General features: G+C 39.2%; 19 protein-coding genes and 1 pseudogene. 7 read left to right on the top strand and 13 right to left on the bottom strand.

The window, feature by feature from the left end; translation table 11 throughout:
• The first annotated feature begins 20 nt into the window (after window positions 1-20).
• From BM003_RS12910 to BM003_RS12900, 3 genes are read left to right on the top strand one after another with little or no spacing between them, the layout of a single operon-like run.
• Window positions 21-1,046 carry a zinc-dependent alcohol dehydrogenase gene (locus BM003_RS12910; RefSeq protein ID WP_093673737.1) on the top strand — a complete coding sequence of 342 codons (1,026 nt, stop codon included), beginning with the start codon at window positions 21-23 and terminating at the stop codon, window positions 1,044-1,046.
• A gap of 42 nt (window positions 1,047-1,088) precedes the next feature.
• Window positions 1,089-2,384: an MFS transporter gene (locus BM003_RS12905; protein WP_245734271.1), complete on the top strand. Its 1,296-nt coding sequence runs from the start codon at window positions 1,089-1,091 to the stop codon at window positions 2,382-2,384.
• A gap of 27 nt (window positions 2,385-2,411) precedes the next feature.
• Window positions 2,412-3,773 carry a four-carbon acid sugar kinase family protein gene (locus BM003_RS12900; RefSeq protein WP_093673735.1) on the top strand — a complete coding sequence of 454 codons (1,362 nt, stop codon included), beginning with the start codon at window positions 2,412-2,414 and terminating at the stop codon, window positions 3,771-3,773.
• A 476-nt stretch (window positions 3,774-4,249) separates the two neighbouring features.
• Here BM003_RS12900 and BM003_RS12895 read toward each other — a convergent pair whose 3' ends face one another.
• The 5 genes from BM003_RS12895 to BM003_RS12875 are packed head-to-tail and all read right to left on the bottom strand — an operon-like array spanning window position 4,250 to window position 9,007.
• The gene (locus tag BM003_RS12895; RefSeq protein WP_093673733.1) at window positions 4,250-4,993 is read right to left on the bottom strand and encodes an SIS domain-containing protein; all 744 of its coding nucleotides are present in this window, start codon (window positions 4,991-4,993) and stop codon (window positions 4,250-4,252) included.
• A gap of 28 nt (window positions 4,994-5,021) precedes the next feature.
• Entirely contained in the window at window positions 5,022-6,296 is a 1,275-nt protein-coding gene (locus BM003_RS12890; protein ID WP_093673731.1) for a PTS ascorbate transporter subunit IIC, read from the bottom strand.
• Between the two features lie 7 nt (window positions 6,297-6,303).
• Complete coding sequence (locus BM003_RS12885) at window positions 6,304-6,597, bottom strand: PTS sugar transporter subunit IIB (RefSeq protein ID WP_093673729.1); 294 nt, start codon at window positions 6,595-6,597, stop codon at window positions 6,304-6,306.
• A complete protein-coding gene (locus BM003_RS12880) occupies window positions 6,598-7,047 on the bottom strand; it encodes a PTS sugar transporter subunit IIA (RefSeq protein WP_093673727.1) in 450 nt (149 codons plus the stop codon).
• A gap of 10 nt (window positions 7,048-7,057) precedes the next feature.
• Complete coding sequence (locus BM003_RS12875; RefSeq protein ID WP_093673725.1) at window positions 7,058-9,007, bottom strand: BglG family transcription antiterminator; 1,950 nt, start codon at window positions 9,005-9,007, stop codon at window positions 7,058-7,060.
• Window positions 9,008-9,381: 374 nt separating this feature from the next.
• Here BM003_RS12875 and BM003_RS12870 point away from each other — a divergent pair, with 374 nt between their 5' ends.
• A complete protein-coding gene (locus BM003_RS12870; RefSeq protein WP_143128468.1) occupies window positions 9,382-10,488 on the top strand; it encodes a hypothetical protein in 1,107 nt (368 codons plus the stop codon).
• Between the two features lie 286 nt (window positions 10,489-10,774).
• Here the strand turns inward: BM003_RS12870 and BM003_RS12865 are convergent, their stop codons facing one another.
• Window positions 10,775-11,176, bottom strand: coding sequence for a type II toxin-antitoxin system death-on-curing family toxin (locus BM003_RS12865; RefSeq protein WP_093673721.1), 402 nt, complete (start codon window positions 11,174-11,176; stop codon window positions 10,775-10,777).
• Window positions 11,173-11,433: an AbrB/MazE/SpoVT family DNA-binding domain-containing protein gene (locus BM003_RS12860; protein ID WP_093673719.1), complete on the bottom strand. Its 261-nt coding sequence runs from the start codon at window positions 11,431-11,433 to the stop codon at window positions 11,173-11,175. Before BM003_RS12860 ends, BM003_RS12865 begins: the two co-directional genes overlap by 4 nt.
• Before the next feature lie 165 nt (window positions 11,434-11,598).
• Here BM003_RS12860 and BM003_RS12855 point away from each other — a divergent pair, with 165 nt between their 5' ends.
• From BM003_RS12855 to BM003_RS12845, 3 genes and pseudogenes are all read left to right on the top strand, one after another.
• Window positions 11,599-12,828 (top strand): DUF4062 domain-containing protein, encoded by a 1,230-nt coding sequence (locus tag BM003_RS12855; protein ID WP_093673717.1) that lies wholly within the window; start codon window positions 11,599-11,601, stop codon window positions 12,826-12,828.
• Window positions 12,821-13,042 carry a hypothetical protein gene (locus BM003_RS12850; protein ID WP_093673715.1) on the top strand — a complete coding sequence of 74 codons (222 nt, stop codon included), beginning with the start codon at window positions 12,821-12,823 and terminating at the stop codon, window positions 13,040-13,042. Before BM003_RS12855 ends, BM003_RS12850 begins: the two co-directional genes overlap by 8 nt.
• Before the next feature lie 208 nt (window positions 13,043-13,250).
• Window positions 13,251-13,499, top strand: a pseudogene (locus BM003_RS12845) (IS3 family transposase); the annotation flags it as partial.
• Window positions 13,500-13,640: 141 nt separating this feature from the next.
• Here BM003_RS12845 and BM003_RS12840 read toward each other — a convergent pair.
• The 6 genes from BM003_RS12840 to BM003_RS12815 all read right to left on the bottom strand — a co-directional run bounded on the left by BM003_RS12840 (window position 13,641) and on the right by BM003_RS12815 (window position 19,104).
• Entirely contained in the window at window positions 13,641-14,435 is a 795-nt protein-coding gene (locus tag BM003_RS12840; RefSeq protein ID WP_093673713.1) for a PHP domain-containing protein, read from the bottom strand.
• 62 nt (window positions 14,436-14,497) lie between these two features.
• On the bottom strand, window positions 14,498-15,514 hold the full coding sequence (locus tag BM003_RS12835; RefSeq protein WP_093673711.1) for an ABC transporter ATP-binding protein: 1,017 nt from the start codon (window positions 15,512-15,514) through the stop codon (window positions 14,498-14,500).
• A 59-nt stretch (window positions 15,515-15,573) separates the two neighbouring features.
• Window positions 15,574-16,362 carry an ABC transporter permease gene (locus tag BM003_RS12830; RefSeq protein WP_093673709.1) on the bottom strand — a complete coding sequence of 263 codons (789 nt, stop codon included), beginning with the start codon at window positions 16,360-16,362 and terminating at the stop codon, window positions 15,574-15,576.
• Complete coding sequence (locus BM003_RS12825; protein WP_093673707.1) at window positions 16,359-17,192, bottom strand: ABC transporter permease; 834 nt, start codon at window positions 17,190-17,192, stop codon at window positions 16,359-16,361. Before BM003_RS12825 ends, BM003_RS12830 begins: the two co-directional genes overlap by 4 nt.
• Window positions 17,193-18,026, bottom strand: coding sequence for an alkaline phosphatase family protein (locus BM003_RS12820; RefSeq protein WP_093673705.1), 834 nt, complete (start codon window positions 18,024-18,026; stop codon window positions 17,193-17,195).
• Window positions 18,016-19,104, bottom strand: coding sequence for an ABC transporter substrate-binding protein (locus tag BM003_RS12815; protein WP_093673703.1), 1,089 nt, complete (start codon window positions 19,102-19,104; stop codon window positions 18,016-18,018). The genes BM003_RS12820 and BM003_RS12815 overlap by 11 nt, the downstream gene beginning before the upstream one ends.
• Between the last annotated feature and the right edge of the window lie 95 nt (window positions 19,105-19,199).

Here is a 19,199-nt window from a genome sequence, read left to right as displayed (position 1 = left end):
TATTGAAGGAGTGAAACCGAATGAAAGCAGTAATGATTGATCGACCGCATCATGTTATTGTGACCGATATTGAAAACGCACCGTTAAAGTCTGATGAAGTTCGCATTCAAGTGAAGGCTGCCGGAATCTGCGGATCGGATATTCATGCGCTAAAAGGGTTGCATCCATTTCGCATACCTCCCGTTGTCATTGGGCATGAGATTTCAGGTTTGGTTGCTGAAATTGGTGACTCAGTAACGCGCGTAAAGGTCGGAGATCGCGTTGCCGTTGAACCGCAAATCGGATGCGGAAAATGTTCCCATTGTTTAAGAGGTGAAGTCAATCAATGCACGAATCGTAAAGCACCGGGAATTGATCCTTGGTATGGAACAATGGCAGAGAATTTTGTTGCGCCTGAGCATATTGTCTTTAAATTACCGGATGATATGGACTATAATCTCGCTGCATTGGCTGAACCCCTTGCTGTCGGTGTTCATGCGGTGCAGCAGGCGGCTATTAAACCTGGCGACAAAGTAGCCATTCTTGGCACAGGTCCAATTGGACTGCTTGCATTAGCTGCTGCAAAAGAAGCAGGCGCAACAACGATACTGGCAACAGATATTTTCGATTATTGTTTGGAACGTGCACAGCAAATGGGGGCAACCCACACATTGAATATTAAAGATCGGCCGAACTGGGTAGAGGAAGCGAAAAAATTAATTGGCAGTTCCTTTGATCGGGTGCTGATCGCCGTTGGTGTACCTGGTATCATTAATGATTCGCTGTCACTGATTCGCAGACACGGCCGCGTTGTCACGATTGCCATGTTTCAAAAGGAGCAATCACTCGATATTATGCAGCTACAGGGGCAAGAGAAAGAACTGGTCGGTTGTTTCTGCTACACACATGACGATGTCGCAGCAGCTGTTGCTCTTTTGGCCGCAGGCAGAATTAATGGTCATGCGGTGATCACGCATACGCTTCCTTATACCGAAGCAGCAAAGGGTTTTAGGATGGTTGAAAAGAAAGAAGATCAGCCTTTAAAGGTACTCATCACGTTTAATTAAAATTGCACAAAATGTAAACGCTTAAATGAGGAGGCGGAAATTGTGAAATTACAAGATAACCTTGAAACACGCGCGAAGTTTGAGGTACCGAACTTACGTTGGTGGATTTTTATTTTCTTCATTTTCGTCATGATCATCAATTACATTGACCGCGCCTCTCTATCCATTGCCATGCCGCTAATCAGCAAAGATTTGAATATCAATCCGATCACAACGGGCCTGATTTTAAGTTCATTTGGCTGGACTTATGCCTTGATGCAGCTCCCAGGCGGATGGCTGGTTGATCGATTAAAACCGCGCAAAATTGTATCTATGAGCCTTGTCGGCTGGGGAATTATTCAAGGATTGACGGGTTTTGTAAACAGTGTGGGATCTCTTATCGGAATGCGCATGGTTTTAGGTTTGTTTGAAGGCCCTGTACAGAATGGAGCAAATACATCATTGATTAATTGGCTGAGAAAAGATGAACATTCAAGGGGGAGCACTCTTGTTGATGGCGGGGGGCCGCTTGGAACCGCTTTTGGGGGCATCCTGGTAACCGGACTTATTGTATGGCTTGGAACCTGGAGACTCGCTTTTGCTGCTGTGGGCATTCTTACTGTGCTTATTGGCTTTATTGCGTGGTGGTTTGTTCGGGATCGGCCATCAGAGCATCCTTGGATTTCAAGAGAAGAAATTGACTATCTTAATCAGGATCAATCAACAGCGCAGGAAGAAGAAACTTCAAAAGGATCTGTCCTTCAGTACTTTAAACATCTTAGCCCTTGGATGCTTTTGTTAGCATTTTTTGGTTATGACGCAGTTCTTTTTGGTTTAATGACTTGGGCGCCTACCTATGTAAGTGAAGTGCAGCATGTATCTTTTGGTATGACCGGGGTCTGGACATTTGTCATTTTTGGTTCGGGATTTGTTGGCGAACTGTTTGCCGGGCAGCTTGCTGATCGATTAATGCGTTCTGGAATTTCGGCGAATAGTGTCATGAGGACAATGCTTGGATTTGCAGGCCTCGGTGTAGCTGGTGCTATATTATGTGTCAGCCAGGTTTCAAGTTCAACTCAGGCTATTCTGCTGATTAGTCTGGCAAACTTCTTCCTGCGTTGGGGAGGATTATACTGGAGTGTTCCTGCAAGGCTTGCTCTGAAGAAACATGTTGGACAGCTAACAGGAGCGATGAATTTTTCAGGCAATATTGCGGGAATTCTTGCTCCGATATTAGTAGGATTGATTGTTCAGGAAACCGCAAGCTTCTCAGGCGTATTTACGATGTTTGCCATTGCTGGCGGCATTATGGCACTAGGATCTGTAACAATCAACTATTCTCGTAAATTGACTTCGTAAACGATCAAAGTTGAGGAGACGGATACTATGAACGATAGTTCGATTATACTAAGCTTTTATGGGGACGATTTTACAGGTTCCACGGACGCGATGGAATCGTTGACGACTCATGGGCTGCCGACTGTACTTTTTCTCGATGTGCCTGATCCATCCTTATTAAAAGAACGTTTTTCCTATGCACGATGTATTGGAGTTGCGGGAAGCAGCAGATCAATGACGCCTGCGCAAATGGAACAAGAGCTTCCCTCGATTTTATCTAAGTTAAAGGCATTGGGCAGTGATTTTGTCCATTACAAAGTATGTTCGACATTCGATTCTTCGTCATCGATTGGGAATATAGCAACTGTCCACAAGATGGCCCAAAAAGTTTGGAATCATCCAATATGGGTTCCTGTTTTTGCAGCTGCACCAGATTTGAATCGTTATACGGTTTTTGGCAATCATTTTGCGACGTTCGATCACGAGACCTATCGGTTAGATCGGCATCCAACCATGTCACGGCATCCAATTACCCCGATGAATGAGTCGGATTTAAGATTCGTACTTAAAAATCAAGGTGTGCAGGGTTCTATGGAACTAATTAGTGTTCTGAATCTTGATCAGTCTGAGGATCAATTGTTATCTATTCTTGATCATAAGATCTCTAATCAGCCTTCTGTTGTCCTTTTTGACAGCTTAACCAACGAGCATGTGAAAAAAGTTGGCCGATTGATTGCCTATTCTAAAGAAAAAAACGATCCAAGATTCATTATAGGATCGTCCGGCGTCGGCAGCGCTATTGCGTCACTGTATCAAGGCGATAAACGATACAATGAGGTGTCAGAGACTTCTGGTGCCGATCAGCTTCTTGTGATTTCGGGGAGCTGTTCCCCGGTAACAGAGAAACAGATTCAATGGGCGCTAAGCCACGGCTTTGAAGGGCTTTCTCTTTCGTTTCAAGAAATAGTGAACGCATCTGATAATCAAACAATGAAAACAGCAATCTTAAAGCGTGCCATTGATCAAATAAATAAAGGTAAGCGTTTGATTATTTATACAGCACTCGGTCCGGATGACCCGAGTATCAAAAAAAATCAGGAACAGATACGCAAAAAGGGCCAGCCCCTTTCAGATTCAAGTAAGATTCTTGGCACGTTTCTAGGAAATCTCGCAAAAATAATCATAAAGGAAACAGGACTTAAACGACTGGTCATTGCCGGAGGGGACACATCAAGCTATGCCACACGGCAGCTTGATATCTATGCATTAGAAATGATTGCGAGCGTTGCGCCAGGTGCCCCATTATGTCGCTGCTACTCTGAAAATCCTGATTTAGACGGACTCGAACTCGCATTAAAAAGCGGTCAATTTGGCCAGGAAGATTATTTTAATCAAGTGTTGGAAAAATAATTTAAGTAAAATAGTCACAATAATCGATGATCCCATCATTTTATTGTGTAGTGGTACAAACTAAGATCATCAGTTTGACATTGCTATTCTTCAGACCAAAATGATGCTGCATTCGACATTCATTGTGCAGATTTGTTCTAGAAAATAAAAAATCGACCGGCTCAGCATGTATATGCCGTCGATCGATTTTTTTAACTGTATTTTGTGTTTTTTTTATTCATCCCGTTATGGTTTCAACTTATTACGCAGTACTGGGCAGCAAAATAATCGGGGGAATGGGGAACCGATCGTTTATATGAGGTAGATAAGCATCAAATAATGGACATCTTCTCATGAAAATTTGATCCTATTACTAATATGAAGCTATCCATACGGATGAACAATAAAAATGGAGAGAAAGGATTACTCTTTTCTCTCCACTCGTTTATAGTTAAAGTTTTTGGGCGGTATCAATTTGACGCTTACCAATGAATAGTTTACATATAATGAATACGCTCTGTATACTCTTGGAAAATCTTAGCGTTGAATGCATCGCCGCCGTCGACATTTGAACTGTGAAAGACGGGTGGCGTGATGCCGTCCTTCAAAAGGTTTTCTACGGTTTCTAGTACAATCGCATTAGCGATCAACGATCCGATTGCAGTGGAAGTGGGTGCTACTTTTTGCTCCAATCCATCAAGCTGCATGGATGAATCTTCAAAATCACCGCAGTTATCAATAACAATGTCGCAAACTTCAAAAAGCCGTTTTCCACTAGTGTGTCTTGATGTTACTTGCTTTGAGTAAATCAAATTAGTTAGTGCAATTGTTTTTACGCCCTTTTCATGTGCTGCAAGGGCCATTTCAATAGCGACAGGGTTTCTTCCGGAAACAGAATGAATTAATAGTGTATCGCCTTGAGTTGCAGGTAGTGATGAAAAAACCGTTTCACCAAATCCACTTAATCGTTCCATTTTTGAAGTCAAAGTGACTGGTTTGGTATTCAACATAAGCGATGGTGTGAGCACGGGATTGATGAGTGCCAGCCCGCCGGTTCGATAAAACAGTTCTTCCGTGATGATTCCTGCGTGGGAAGCACCAAAGGCATATATTGTTTTTCCATCCTTAATCGTTTCGGAGAAAACATGTGCTGTGGCAAGTATCTGTTCTTTCTGTGTGTTCAAGACTTTGTCTGCCATTTGCTTCACGTGTTCAAAGTATAATGTCGTTACATCACTCATGGCTGTCGCTCCCTAGTTCATGATTTCTTTAGAACAGTTTTCCAATTGTCCCGGCTATTATGGACCATAGTGAAAAGTCATTGCCGCCGAATACGATGATCCAATCTGAAACCGTATGTTGCAGGAAAGGAATCGAGAAGCCGACGAGCAGAATCATTAATACACCGGCAACTCCTGAACCAATGACTGCTCCTCGCAGTCCACCTGTACCGTTTCCGATGACTGCTGCTGTTCCGATTTCAAAAAAGCAAGTAATGGTTAATGGAACGACTGCATAAGGGAATAATCCTGTTGATCCGATAATAAATAATGTAATAGATGAAGTCACCATTGATGTAATGAATCCAATCAGAACAGCATTGGGAGCAAATGGGAAAATGATTGGGCAATCGAGTGCAGGAATAGCATTCGGAATCACCTTATCAGAAATGCCTTTAAATGCTGGGATGATTTCAGCAAGCATCATTCGTACACCAAGTAAGAGAATCGTTAACCCTGCACCAAATGTGATTCCCTGAAGCAGTGAAAAAGTGACAAGGCTCTGTGTTTTATCAAAAACAGCTTTTGAACGATCAACTCCGAGTATTAGACCGATGACGATATACACAATGAACATTACTATGGACGATGTAATCGTTATTTCTCTAAGAAATTCCAGCTGTTTTGGAAACTTTATATCTTCAGTTGATTTATTCTTATTACCCAGCCATTTTCCGAGTAAGCCGGACAAAAGCGATAAACCTATGGTTGGATGGCCAAGTGTGAAGGAATCCGAACCCGTGACCTTTTTAACAAAGGGCTTAATTAAGGCAGGCGCAAAAATCATATAAACGGCAGTAAATATTGTCGCAAAAATGATAATAGAAGCACCTTTTAATCCACTTTCAATGGCTATGGCAATGAAAATGAACGGAAACCAGAACAACATATGACCAGTTAAAAAGACATTTTTCAAAGGAGTGAATCGTGCAACGATGAGATTTATGGCGAACGCGAAAAGCATCGTCAGTCCGATTTGGGAACCGTATTGTTTGATGAGATTGTCGGAGCCCATTGGATGCAGGGCTTGTGCATCCGGAATCTTATAGAGCAAATTAAAGGCTCCGGAAAGCGGTGTAATCGAATTGACAAGTATAGTCGTTCCTTGTGTCAGGATAACAACACCAATAATGGTTTTCGCTGTTCCGCTAATAGTGTCGGACAAGCTTTTGCGCTGAATGATGAGGCCGGCTGCTGCAATAATCCCAAGAAATAATGCAGGCTGTCTGAGAATTTGATTAACAATAAAATCAATAATGACCATTAACTGCTCACTCCTTAATGAGTTCATGTAATTTTTCTAAACCGGCTTCTTTGATTTCATTCTTATCAATGAAATTAGAAACACTGATGACAGGGACTTGAACAGAGTTGATCAATTTTTCACTTAGCTCTTTTGAAGTGAAAATAACATCACATGGCGTTGACGATGCTGAACCGACATCAGCCGTTTCTACATGTGCATCAATACCTTCTTCTTTTAAGAGTTCATCAAGCTTCATTTTTAATACAAGTGATGAACCAACTCCAAAGCCGCATACTGTCAATATTTTTAATCGTTTCATTTATTTGTCCATCTCCTCGTTAACTAAACGGTCAATCTGATCAAGGTCGCTGCTTTCTTGTATGATTTGCATGATGTGTGCATCATCAAGCAGTAGGCCTAATTTCTTTAAAACTTGCAGATGTCCTTCATTTCCCTCAGCACAGAAAGAAAAGACGACATTGACCGGATCGTTATGTTCACTGCCAAAGTTGATTGGTTTCTTTAATGTCAATAAACTGATGTCGTTCTTTTTTACGTGCTTCCCGGGACGCGCATGACCCAGTGCAACATGCGGGACGATGACCATGTACGGGCCAAGGGTTTTCACGGCTTTTACCATCTCGTTGATATACTCGAAATCGATACTATGATTCTGAAGCAGAAGCAGGCCGGATTGCCGGATCGCATCTTCCCAATTATCCGCCGTTTGTTGCAACCTGATATTGCTTCTTTCTATAAACTGAGCCATTAAATCACACCTAACTGTTTCGGTTGTTTAAGAGTAAGAGTTCGTCAATCTGTGTTGCTTGTTTCAACGTGTTCATATTGTCTGGGTTATCCAATAGTTTAACGAGCTTAATAAAATGATCGGAATCGGCTTTTGTAGCACACATCACAATGATCACTTTCACAGTTACGTCTGTCCGATCACCGAAAATGATGGGTTCCTTTAAGGTCAAAAGGCTCATTCCGTCTTTATTAACTCCATCTTTATAGGACGCATGAACCATTGCGACATTTGGAATAAAGACCATATATGGTCCAAGTTCCTCAACAGCCTTGATCATGGCATCAACATATTTTTCTGTGATGTTCTGATGCCGAAGCAACGGGCTGCTGGCACGAGTAATGGCAGTGCGCCAGTCGGTGGGCTGCTGATTCAATTGAATGTAATCCTTTGGAATCAATGCTCCGAGTGTTGTGGTCGGCTGATTAATTTCAAGAAGATCATTCATCTGTTTCTGATAGACTTTGCGAAAAAGCAGTTTTCGTAAGCGAATCAAATCATCCGATTCAAGCAGTGGATTTACCACAATCACCTTTCGTTTCGAAAAATTAATGGGTACCGTAGATATAATGAAATCAATGGTTGAAAGGTCAAAAGTTTGCAGATTGGATAAGTTGATTGGCCCATCACATTTGATTTCAGGCATCATTACTTTTAATCGACTAGCGAGTAGTGATGAAGTTGCTAATCCGGATCCGCACACGATTAAGGCAGTCGGCATATACCCGGTTGCTGAATGACGTTCATAGCTGGCACCGAGATGCATGGCAATAAATGCAATTTCTTCTTCCGGGAAAGTAATATTTAAATGCTGCTCCAGCTTGATTACAATTTTACGAGTAATCTCATAAATGAAACGAAATTTGTATTTGACTTGTTCGGTCAATGCATTTTTTATCGGTAAATGATGTTTCATTCGATTCATGGCGACTTGCAGATGATAGGTCAAAGCATGAATGAACTCGGCATCTTTAGCAAAATTAATGCCAATTGCCTTACTGGCCTCTCTTGCGAAATAGAGGCTGACCCGATAGGCCTCATCATCAACTGCAAAATTATCTTCACCAATCGGCACGGAGCTAATCTTGGATAGCTTAAACTGCTTTAAGGTAAAGACAACTTCATCATCAGGGAATGGATGTGTCATATTGTTCTGAAACTGTTCTTTAACCAATTCAAATGCAAATGAATTCAAATGATTTTTCACTTCAATAAACGGATAGGCAACGTAATGATCCTTTTCAATCCGACTCATCTGATAGCAAATGATGAGCGTAAGCTCTTTTAATGCACTGTCACTGAATTGAATCTGTGTCCTTATTTCAAAAGTCTTAATGAATGCTTTCACTTTATCCACATGTTCCTGAGCGAAGATTTTAATAAAGCTTTGTCTCGTGATGTGGCTGTTTTCGGTAATCTCATTAATTAAAGTGATAAACGCATATCGAATGTCAATCTCATTACCTGTAATTGAGATGCCTTTAGAACGCTTTCGCTCAATGGTTACTCCGTGTCTTTTTAATCGGTCGTCCACAGCGGACAGATAATGGAAAATTGTCGATTTACTTGTTTCATAGATCTCCCCCAATCGGTCAAGTGTTGTCTCCTGATCCATCATAATTTGAGCTGCGAGGGCATACGTGAGATTTTCCCTAGAGAGCACCAAATGATTCATTTGCTGGAGCACTTGACTAATCACTGACTCCTGCTTCGGATGCATTTGGAGCATAGTTCCCTGGCCTTGCTTGCGAATGAGCGTCACCCCAAGTTCATGCAGAAAACGCTTAATGAAGTCCAAATCATAGCGAATGGACCGTTCACTCACATGAAATCGATCCGACAAACGCTTCACCGTTACATACCCATCCGTGTCTCGCAATTCACCAAGGATATTGACTTGCCGCTCAGTCAAAGAAATCATCACATCACTTCCTCAAAAAAAAGTATAATCTATAAAGTCTGACTATTTAATAGTTAACTGTTTCCTATCAAATGGCAAAAAAATAAATAATAAATGAAAAATTAAAATTATTCTATCTTGAAAGAGATAAAAGCATCCGGTTTATGTGTCCAATTACAGTTCTTCTGGATTCTTCATGGTTGCGGATAACTCTTTTTCGCTCTTTCACAAAGGTATATATTAGTTTAAAAATAAACTTTCACACCTTTAGAAGCTTAACCATCGATAATAAAGAGAAAAAATTCATTGGTCAAGTAAGAACAGCGCATGATGGGGATCAAACCATTCTTCTGTCCTATATAGGACAGAAGAATGGTTGAGAGGAGGGGACAATGTTGGGCAGTTGTATTTATAAGAAATATTCAGGTATGAATCTAACATATAAGGGAGAGGAACATATTATTCCGGCGGGATTGGGAGGAATCCGAAAACTCCCAAGAGGCATTGTTTCTGATGAAATCAATCATTTGTTCTCTCAACGGGAAATGATCGCATTACGTGAAACTATTCTAGCAATTAATCGAAATAATAATGGCCCAGGTAAGCGTGGTTCTCCAAATGTCAAAGATGTTAGGAGTCCCATAATTAATTTATTTAAAGTTCAATCTGAAAAACTTGATGCTAGTGATCAATTGGATACTCTCTATGCTCCGATACGTTTAGGGTTTCTATTTTATGGGCAAGTCCATATGATTCCACAAGTTCTTTTCCCCATAAGAACGGATTGGTCGTTTCAATGGCCTCGAATTGTAACGGGAACAATCAAACATAATACACAGGAAACAGTTACATCATTTGTAAATGATCTAAAAGCATTTTTAGCTCAATCTAATAAAGTTGCTCAAAAAGATTATAAAATTGTCCGCTCAGAGCTAAAAGTAAATGATAGATATCTTGTGCTCGGGTTGCAGAATCATAAGTGGTTTGTTAATACTTCTCTTTCAGAAAAATTTATTCTAAAATTTTTTGATTTGATGGAGCGGGTCCCGTTGCCTAATTCAATTCCAGTACTAATAGCAACTAACGCAATCTATCATTCTGAAAAAATATTATCTAAGGCGCTTGATGACAGTTTTGAATTTATATATGTAAAAACAGCCTTTAATACATTGGCATTTCATATGGGCGCGGATTTTGTTAGAGAAAACCAGTTTGATGCTATTAGAAAAGATATTGTATTTGGAATTAACCTAATTAATTATAAAGTTGATAAAAAGATGCCTAAGTGGTTAATTGAATGGGTAAATGATGTTGTAAAACCAAAATCACACTTTGTTGTAATACATGGACATGATAACCTTGTTGAGGCATACGTCAGTTTTTACCGTGAATCATTAAATCTTAGTATCTGTTTATCACAGAAATACAATGGAGCAGAATTCAAAAAATATTTTGTCTGCAATTACCTAGAACATGATGAATTTTACGGGGATATTATCTAATAGCTTATTATGAAAATCTCTTTACTCCCTAAAATTCAATTGCACAAACAAAGATGGCACTGAATAAGATTCCGCACATGATCAGTTTACGATCGGGCAGATGCTGCAATTCGTTTCTTAGTCACTTGGCATCAATAACATTATTCACTGATGCTGTTGGTGCATAATAACTATTTATCCGACTGCTATTTCCTATTGTATAAAGTAGTAAAAAGAATGCTGCACTTATGTTGTAAGTACGGCATTCTTAATATTATTCAATCGAATTAGGGATTCTATCATCAGACTAACTCTTTGAAATAGAATGATTTTCAATCCAAATACTGATTTCATTAATTCCAACTTTATTTTCTTGGTCGGATATTTTTACTGTAAAATCTTCTTTTTCTTGCTGTTCTGCTTCAATACTATATCCATTTTGTAACAAGAATGCTTTCAATGCTGCGTATGCTGTTCGCTTATTGGCATTATAAAAGGGATGATTTTGTGCCAAGCTCTGAAAAAGAGCTGCTGACTTTTCAAATAATGTTTTATAAGCCTCCTCCCCAAACGCGGATTGTTTTGGTCGATTAATGGCACTGTCTAAAAGGTTCGGTTCTTTAATACCAATGTCCTCACTTGAAGAATACCTTTTAATGAGGAAAGCATTTAGATAAACGATTTGCCCTTTTGTTAAATATGTTGTCACCGATTGACCAGTCCTTTGAAGACTGCATCATCTTCCTCAACAATTTTGTTCACCAAGTTAATGAAATCTTCATCCACTCCATCAGGAAGGGTCACTTTTTGCTGCTTTTTTATAGTTACAGTTCCATCCGATTGCATAACAAATTCAATGCTGTCTCCTTGTTCTGCGTTTAAATGTTTCAGAATAGCAGGAGGAAATGTTGATCCGATGCTATTACCCAATTTCACCAATTTTCTATCCACTTTAATCACTTCCATTTTTACAACCTTCTTCCTTTATTATATTATAACGTTATAACTATTATACATTTAATCTGCATCTTTTAAAATTTATATTTATGAATGAATAGGACAAATTGAGTGCAGGTTTCAATTGTACAACAATTTCGTTCTCAATAATTCCGCAAAAAAGGGAACTCATGTTTGCGTTGTGATATAATTAGTGTTGAAAGAAATAATAACGTAAATGGTGATGAAATGAGCGGAGAGTATTCTATCAATCAGACAAAAATATTTATTAGTTCACCTGTACAGGATAGCCTTAAGGAAGTGCGTCAAGGGATTGGGAAAATGGTGACTAAGATAGGGCATATCCCAGTCATGTACGAAAGTAATTTTGGCGTTGCAGGTAAAGATTCGATTCAGCAGTGTCTGAATATGGTGAAACAGTCAGATATATATATACTCTTTGTTCATAATGAAAGCGGAAACTTTATACAGCAAAGTGGGTGTACAGTAACGCATTTAGAGTTTTCTAAAGCGTTACTAGAACGAAAAGAAATATTTATTTTTGTTGAAAAAAACGTGAAAAAATGCTTCTTTAGTTATTTTTGGCCTCTCTTAAAAGAAATCTTTAATGGGGATCAAGCAAAGCCAGAAGATATATTAAGCGAACTATTAAAATTAAAAAAGAAGGAAAATTTTGCGAATATTCTTGAACATATAGATGCTAATGTTTTTGTTTTACTCTTTGACATATGCCAAAATGGTCTTTGGATGAATGATTTGGACCTTGCTTCTGATTATAGGGAGGTCATAAAGCAACATCTCAGTGAAGTTTTACAAAAGGGATTAACTTATTTGAAGATCGAAAATGAAATACTGTCAAACAGTATTAATAGTAAAATTTTTGATGATTATAAGGGTCTGGTAATGGATACTTTAGATAGTATTGAAATAAAAACATGCACGAATTGGCATCGGTTCCTCGCCTCAATTATGGGACACATGAAGGGAAAGGATGTCTTAAAGGGAAGAGGAAAATATCTTCAAGAAAAGATTGGAAGATATGAACACTGTAACGGTTGTACACTATATAAAAGAAATGGAAGTACATTGGAGTTAATAAAACCAGCGATGGGGGTTGCAAGTGAGGAACATTTTTTGTTGCAGTTGATTGAAAATGAATACTATGTTGTTTTAACGTACAATAATAATTTAACAGAACCGAACATTTTTGTTAACAGAATGAAGATGCGAATGTATATTACCTTAAAAGTTAATGAATTTGTGCTTTGCATGCACTTTCCTCTCGGACAATTATGGCCTACTGTATGTAATGAAGAGGCCAGAAATGATATAATTAGCTCTAAACATATTGTCATGCTTATGGGATTCATAAAATCCGTTTTGGGTGGGATAAAAGATGGATGAGTTTAAATTAAAAGACGGCATTGAAATCGTCGGTTTAGGGAAAGACGGAGAGCTTGAAAAGATGATAAAATTTTATAATGATGAATCGAATGAATCAGCTGCTATTGTGCTGGATACAATTAAGAAAAATGATCGTGCTTTTTATCGTAAGGGATTACTAAGACAAAATGGTGTTTCAAGAAAACTTGTTGCTGTAAAATCCCCTAAAATATAAACAGTAAGTTCATCGTTCCTATTTTCGATAGGCTGATCGGGAGTGGTGCGTTATCTTTGAATCTGAAGATGATTGATGTGCTGATACGTATCAAAAGTGGGTCACTTCATTTCCAGTTGTAGCGTCGTCTTTACATGGGGAGAGGCATGACAAACTTGTTGCTACTCAAAAAACTTTGATGCGATGCTTTTTGAAAGAAGTCATGCCTCTAGATCCTCAACTTACACTATTTCAAATCAAACGATCATTGAATCACAAAGGCACTCCTCATGATAATGCCGCCCGTGAAGCGACATTTAAGACCATCAAAACTGAATTCATTAGCGGACGTATTTTCCCTAACCAACACGTTCTTGATCTTGAATTATTCGATTATGTTAACTTGTTCAATAATATTCGTATCCATGGCTCGCTAGACTATCTAACACCGACTGAATACAAGCTGAGACACCTTTAAAAATTTGTTCGATTTAGTGTTGACATACCAATTCTTGGGTTCATTATATTGAAATCCAAGTGTATATAAAAATACCTGTAGATAAAACACTCTTTTTCAAGTGTCCTAACTACAGGTGCCATTTTAAAGTTGAAGTAATCGTTATTTATACACAGTATTATCGATCATTCGTCTCCTATTTTTAAAATAGACAGGTGTGAGATGTGCATCTAGAGCTATTTTCAATCCTAATGAATACTTGTTGCCAATAGTATCTGGTGTATGATTATCTCCGCCGATGGTCACATATTTTCCGCCAAGCTCGGCATATCTTTGAACAATGCTGGAAAGTCCGTCATAGAACGCTTGTTTTCCGATCAGTCTTAGATTTATTTCGAGACAGATATCGTGCAAGATCAATGCAGTAAGGAAATTGTCGATTAACATTGGAAAGTCATCATAACGAAGAACATTGTCACTGTATTCAAGATATCGACAGGGATAGTCAATATGAGCAAATGTATCGATAAATGGGTTCTTATTCACCGTATGCTCTGCATAAACAAGATAGCGGGCAAAAAAATCCGGCTTGGATAAAAAGTTTTTGGATTGGTCATTTAAAATATCATAGTCCTGAATGTTATGTACGGAACCAATGACAAAATCAAAAGGATGAGATTCGATAATTTGGCGGTTACGTATAATATACTTTGTACGATTATCTAGCCCCAATTCAATTCCAATCAGAAGATGATCATTTCTATAAGCTGCATACTCTTGAAAATAATTGTCTAGTGGAAATTCAATTGTCTCTCCGTTTTTATCCAATTCGTTCAGATCATAGTGATCGGTGATAATCAGATTTAAGTGATTGTTCTTTCCTTGTTTGATTGCCTCCTCAATTCCCATTTCAGCATCAAATGAGAATTTTGTATGGTTGTGCGTATCAAACGGCATGTTATCGTCTCCTGAATAATAATAAGATCGTTCTTCGATCGTGTTTAGAAGTAATTATTGTATTAATTTGTCAGAGGCAGAATGTCAGATCTTCGCAGATAAAGCGTTGCTCCTTGACCGGGTTCTGTATGTGATTCTTGTTGATGCAGCACTTCAAAAGTCAATGGAACATTTTGAACATCAATCGCGTAACGAATGGTATTCCCCGTGATCTTCTTATTTTCGATAACACCTTTGACCGTGTAACATTCTGTGTCTGGAACAGGGTGGGTCATGAATGCTTCCGGACGAATTGCATAAAAGTTTGCTTTTCCAATTTGATTCGTGTCTGAAACGATTTGAGTTAATTGCTGATCAGACACTACATTATAATGACCAATGAAACTAGCGACAAATTTCGTCTTTGGTCGCAAGTACAGATTTTCAGGCGTGTCCGATTGTTCGAATTTGCCATTATTCATCACAAAAATATGATCAGAGATGGCGATGGCTTCTTCTTGATCATGAGTAACGAATAAAACGGTTATTTTTAATTTTTGTTGTAATTCACGAATTTGATTTCTTAATCTTCTCCGAATCTGAGCATCCAGTGCACTTAGTGGTTCGTCAAGAAGCAATATCTTTGGTTGGGTAACAATTGCTCGAGCGAGAGCGACACGTTGCTGTTGACCGCCTGAAAGTTCGTTTGGATAACGGTTTTCTTTGCCGGTCAAGCTGACGAGATCTAGATAGTACATCACTTTTTTCTTTATCTCATTTGCCTTCAGTTTTTTAACCTTTAAACCAAAAGCGATATTTTCATAAACTGTCATATTGGGAAACAGCGCATAGGACTGAAACACCATACCGATGTTCCGTTGTTGTACACTTTCGTTGGTAATGTCCTTACCGTCAACAAGTATTTTTCCACTGTCCGTTTTAATCAGACCGCATATCGAACGCAGCAGCGTGGACTTGCCGCAGCCGCTTGGACCAAGTAAACTAATAAATTTTCCCTTCTCAACATTGATCGATAAATTTTTGAGTATCTGTGTGTTTTGATAGGATTGAGTAAGGTTCTGGATTTCTAAGTAATTCATGGTCAACCACCTCTACAAGAAAATAGTTCCGGAAAAAATTGGTCTTGTTTTCTTTGTCGTTATACTTGCTTTTTCTTTTTACCATTTGTAAACAGAATGATTAGTAAGCTTAATAGTGACAGAACAAAGAGATACGCGATGACGACTGCACTCGAAATGTGACCGCTGACTTGCATAACTCGGAACAAATAAATTTGTATTGTTTCATAATTACCGCCGACAACAAGGTTAGTCAATGTAAATTCGCCAAAAAGAATTGAAAATGATAAAAGTGAAGAAACAAGAATACCTTTTTTAATATTCGGAATGATGATGCTGAAAAATATTTTAAGTTGATTTGACCCGAGCAGCTCAGCTGCCTCGATCATAGGGATCATGTTTACGCTTTGAAGGCTGTTACGAATCCCCTGATACATATAAGGCATGACAACAATAAAATAGGCACCGCCAACAAGAATAAGTTTCGGAATCTCAAGGCTTGAGTATGTTTGCAGCAACCCAGAAGCAAGAATGATGCCTGGCATTGCATAGGGGAGCAATACAATACTCTGAAACAGCTTTTCCAACCGTGGAAAGTGCATGCTAACAATGACAACAGTTGGAATCATTACAATTAATACGACTGCCATTGATACAAGGATCAATAGTAGTGTACGAATTAATGCGTTGATGAAGGTTGGGTCTTCGAACATACTTGCATACCATTTTAATGTCAGCCCCGATGGAAGGATCGTTGTGGACCATGAGGTTGCCAATGAGTAAATTAATGTTACAAAGAGCGGAATGATGAGATAGAGTGCTAACAAAATAACAATTAGATAAAACGGCCATTTCCTGCCTTCGCTCATCCGATATCCCTCCGCAGCTTCTTCAAAATGATTTGATTAATAAAGAGTGCAATAATCATGGTCAGCGCAAGAATCAAAGCCATTGCACTGCCCAAGTTCGGCATTACGTTGATATCACCTGAGGTGAGGGCGCCTATTCGGGTTGACATCAGATTAAAGCTTCCGCCTGTGAGTGCATAAGCCGTTGCATAAGCGCCCATAGCATTTGCAAATAAAATGGTCAGTGTACCAAAGAAGCTTGGAAGTAGATAGGGAATCACAATTTTCAGCCAATATCTGCGGTTGCTGGCACCGAGTAAATATGCAGCTTCTTTCCAACGCTGATCAATCCCGTTAAATACCGGATAGAAGAGCATAATTGCGAGCGGAAGCTGAAAATAAACATACACCAGGATTAGCCCCATCCATGTATACAAATTGAATTGAATGTGTACATACTTGAGCATAAGTGTGATAAATCCGCTGTTGCCGAGCAAAATAATAAAAGCAAAGGCAAGCGGAACACCTGCAAAGTTAGATGTTGCATTTAAAATAAGCAATAATCGGTTTTGAGTTTGATGAGCCAATTTAGTGATGGCATAAGTGACAAAAAGCCCCAAGAATGAACCGATAATACTTGAAAATAAAGAAAGATTGATGCTGTTTGTGATTGCTATATAATAGAATTTCTGGGTGAAAATCAAATGAAAGTTATAAAACGAAAATGAACTGGTATTATCTTGAAAAAAACTGCTGATCGCCATCATAATAAAGGGGATCAGCAGGACTGCTGCAAAAATGATGATAAATGGAAGCAGTACTAAAAAGTTCTTAAACCGTGTATATCTCATTTAATTCACTCCTGTTTTTAAACCAGGGATAGTTAGCTCCTGCATCTTTTCCGATTTTTCAATTTGCATCAAATGACATGCGAGCGGCGCAATCATCAATTGTGATATGAAATGATCACTGTGCTCCTCCATTGCTACTTTATCTGAAATGAGATAGAGGGGTACCTGACGTTCTTCGTTAGAAGTACCGCCGTGAAATCCTAGTGAATTCATACCATGATCTGCAGTAACTATGACTTGGTAGCCTGCATCGATCCATTTCGGGATACAAAGCGAAAGGATGTTATCAATTTCAGCAACCTTATTACAATACTCAAAAGTATCTGGTTTATATTTATGCCCTGCGTCATCGACATTCATCGAATGAATATAGAGAAAATCCGGTTCATACGTATCAAACAAATAGTTGGCATCCATTAGCAGGTGGGAGTCAGGATAATCATCCTGCATATAAAAGATACCGTGCTGAATCGGATGATCCGGATGATGCTGAATCCGATCCTGAAAAATTCTGAATGGAGCATGCTCGTACAATTCACTAACCCAGTAATAAGAAGCGGTGGCATTAACCAAGTGATTTTTTGATGTCAGATGGAACAAACTCTCTTCTTTTGATTCCTGTACGGAAAGATTAGAGACAATTTGACTTTCCACAGGGACAACACCAGTAAGCAGCAGTTCGTACATCGGTCTTGATAGACTTGGCAGCTGAGTGTGGACTTGATAAAAAGCTGATTTTTTTTGCTCCACGAGATGTTCCATGAAGCCCATATGCGCACGAGCCTTATCGAGCCTTAGCCCGTCAATCATCATAAAGACCAATTTATTTTGCATTTGCCATTACCTCTTGTTGCCAGAGCTGAGGAAGCGCAGCAGCTGTCTTGTCCCAATCTTTGTAGTCGGTAATATGTGTTGTGGTTTTATATTCGGAAGCAGGCAGCAGTTTATTCTTTACCTCTGCCGGGAGTTTCACATCCGAACGAATGGGGCGTGCATAACCTTTAGCAAGATTAATCTGACCTTTATCAGAAAGAATATAGTCCCGTGCAAGCATTGCAGAATATGGATGAGGTGCATTTTTGTTAATCACGGATACATAGCAGCTTGATGCCGAAGCTTCTTTTGGAATCGTGACTTCAAAACGGCTGCGATCGACTTGATCACGATAGCCAAGAGCATTGAAATCCCATAGTACTGCAACATCAATTTCGCCTTTTTCAAGGGATGAAACGTCAATTTTATTGCTTGAAAGCCGCCCTTGCTGAGCAATCTTCTTGAAGTAAGCAAGTCCGGGTTTTATGTTGCTGGCACTGCCGCCATTGGCAAGGGAGGCCGCAAGAACACCAAACTGTGATTCAGTTGCCTTTGTCGGATCGAAGACATCGACCTTATATTTGCCACTCATCAGGTCTGCCCAAGATTTTGGTGCATTCTTAACATTTTTCTTGTCTGTCAGGAAGGCGATCGTTCCATAGTACTCGCCGACCCATTTTCCGTCTTTGTCTTTCGCCCAAGAGGGGATGCTGTTCCAATAGTGTGTTTTGTATGGCAGAACAAGATTTTCTTTTACTGCGACGGGTCCAAAGCTGACGCCGACGTCTCCGATATCTGCTGTACCATTTTTGCCGTCTGACTTGAATTTAGCAATTTCTTCAGCACTGGACATATCTGTATCGGTGTGGTTGATACCATAATTCGTTTTGATATCTTTCCAAGTCTCTACCCAGTTGGCCCAAGAATCCGGCATGCCGACACTAACTACCTTTCCTTCCTTTTTAGCTTTTGCAACCAATTCCTTGTGACTTAAATTTGTGTCAACTGATTTGCTAGATGACTGACTGCATGCTGATAGTGAAAACACCAGTGACAAGATTAATACGGTAATTATCCCCAAAGAACTAAATCGCTTCATGCCTAACCATCTCCCAATAAAGTTAATTAAAGTCGGCAAACAATAGTATGTAAATCCTTCTTTAAATAAATAAAGAACGATTCTATTGTCTATCA

It is taken from the genome of Sporolactobacillus nakayamae (assembly GCF_900113325.1).
GTDB classification, from domain to species: domain Bacteria; phylum Bacillota; class Bacilli; order Bacillales; family Sporolactobacillaceae; genus Sporolactobacillus; species Sporolactobacillus nakayamae.
This window is presented reverse-complemented; position numbering and strand designations above follow the sequence as displayed.

Excerpts from the sequence above, each read along its gene's own strand:
- BM003_RS12850 (WP_093673715.1), top strand. The coding sequence starts at position 12,821 with ATGGATGAGTTTAAATTAAAAGACGGCATTGAAATCGTCGGTTTAGGG.
- BM003_RS12910 (WP_093673737.1), top strand. The coding sequence starts at position 21 with ATGAAAGCAGTAATGATTGATCGACCGCATCATGTTATTGTGACCGAT.
- BM003_RS12820 (WP_093673705.1), bottom strand. The coding sequence starts at position 18,026 with ATGCAAAATAAATTGGTCTTTATGATGATTGACGGGCTAAGGCTCGAT.
- BM003_RS12890 (WP_093673731.1), bottom strand. The coding sequence starts at position 6,296 with ATGGTCATTATTGATTTTATTGTTAATCAAATTCTCAGACAGCCTGCA.
- BM003_RS12880 (WP_093673727.1), bottom strand. The coding sequence starts at position 7,047 with ATGGCTCAGTTTATAGAAAGAAGCAATATCAGGTTGCAACAAACGGCG.
- BM003_RS12860 (WP_093673719.1), bottom strand. The coding sequence starts at position 11,433 with ATGGAAGTGATTAAAGTGGATAGAAAATTGGTGAAATTGGGTAATAGC.
- BM003_RS12840 (WP_093673713.1), bottom strand. The coding sequence starts at position 14,435 with ATGCCGTTTGATACGCACAACCATACAAAATTCTCATTTGATGCTGAA.
- BM003_RS12815 (WP_093673703.1), bottom strand. The coding sequence starts at position 19,104 with ATGAAGCGATTTAGTTCTTTGGGGATAATTACCGTATTAATCTTGTCA.
- BM003_RS12830 (WP_093673709.1), bottom strand. The coding sequence starts at position 16,362 with ATGAGCGAAGGCAGGAAATGGCCGTTTTATCTAATTGTTATTTTGTTA.
- BM003_RS12875 (WP_093673725.1), bottom strand. The coding sequence starts at position 9,007 with ATGATTTCTTTGACTGAGCGGCAAGTCAATATCCTTGGTGAATTGCGA.
- BM003_RS12900 (WP_093673735.1), top strand. The coding sequence starts at position 2,412 with ATGAACGATAGTTCGATTATACTAAGCTTTTATGGGGACGATTTTACA.
- BM003_RS12885 (WP_093673729.1), bottom strand. The coding sequence starts at position 6,597 with ATGAAACGATTAAAAATATTGACAGTATGCGGCTTTGGAGTTGGTTCA.
- BM003_RS12825 (WP_093673707.1), bottom strand. The coding sequence starts at position 17,192 with ATGAGATATACACGGTTTAAGAACTTTTTAGTACTGCTTCCATTTATC.
- BM003_RS12835 (WP_093673711.1), bottom strand. The coding sequence starts at position 15,514 with ATGAATTACTTAGAAATCCAGAACCTTACTCAATCCTATCAAAACACA.
- BM003_RS12895 (WP_093673733.1), bottom strand. The coding sequence starts at position 4,993 with ATGAGTGATGTAACGACATTATACTTTGAACACGTGAAGCAAATGGCA.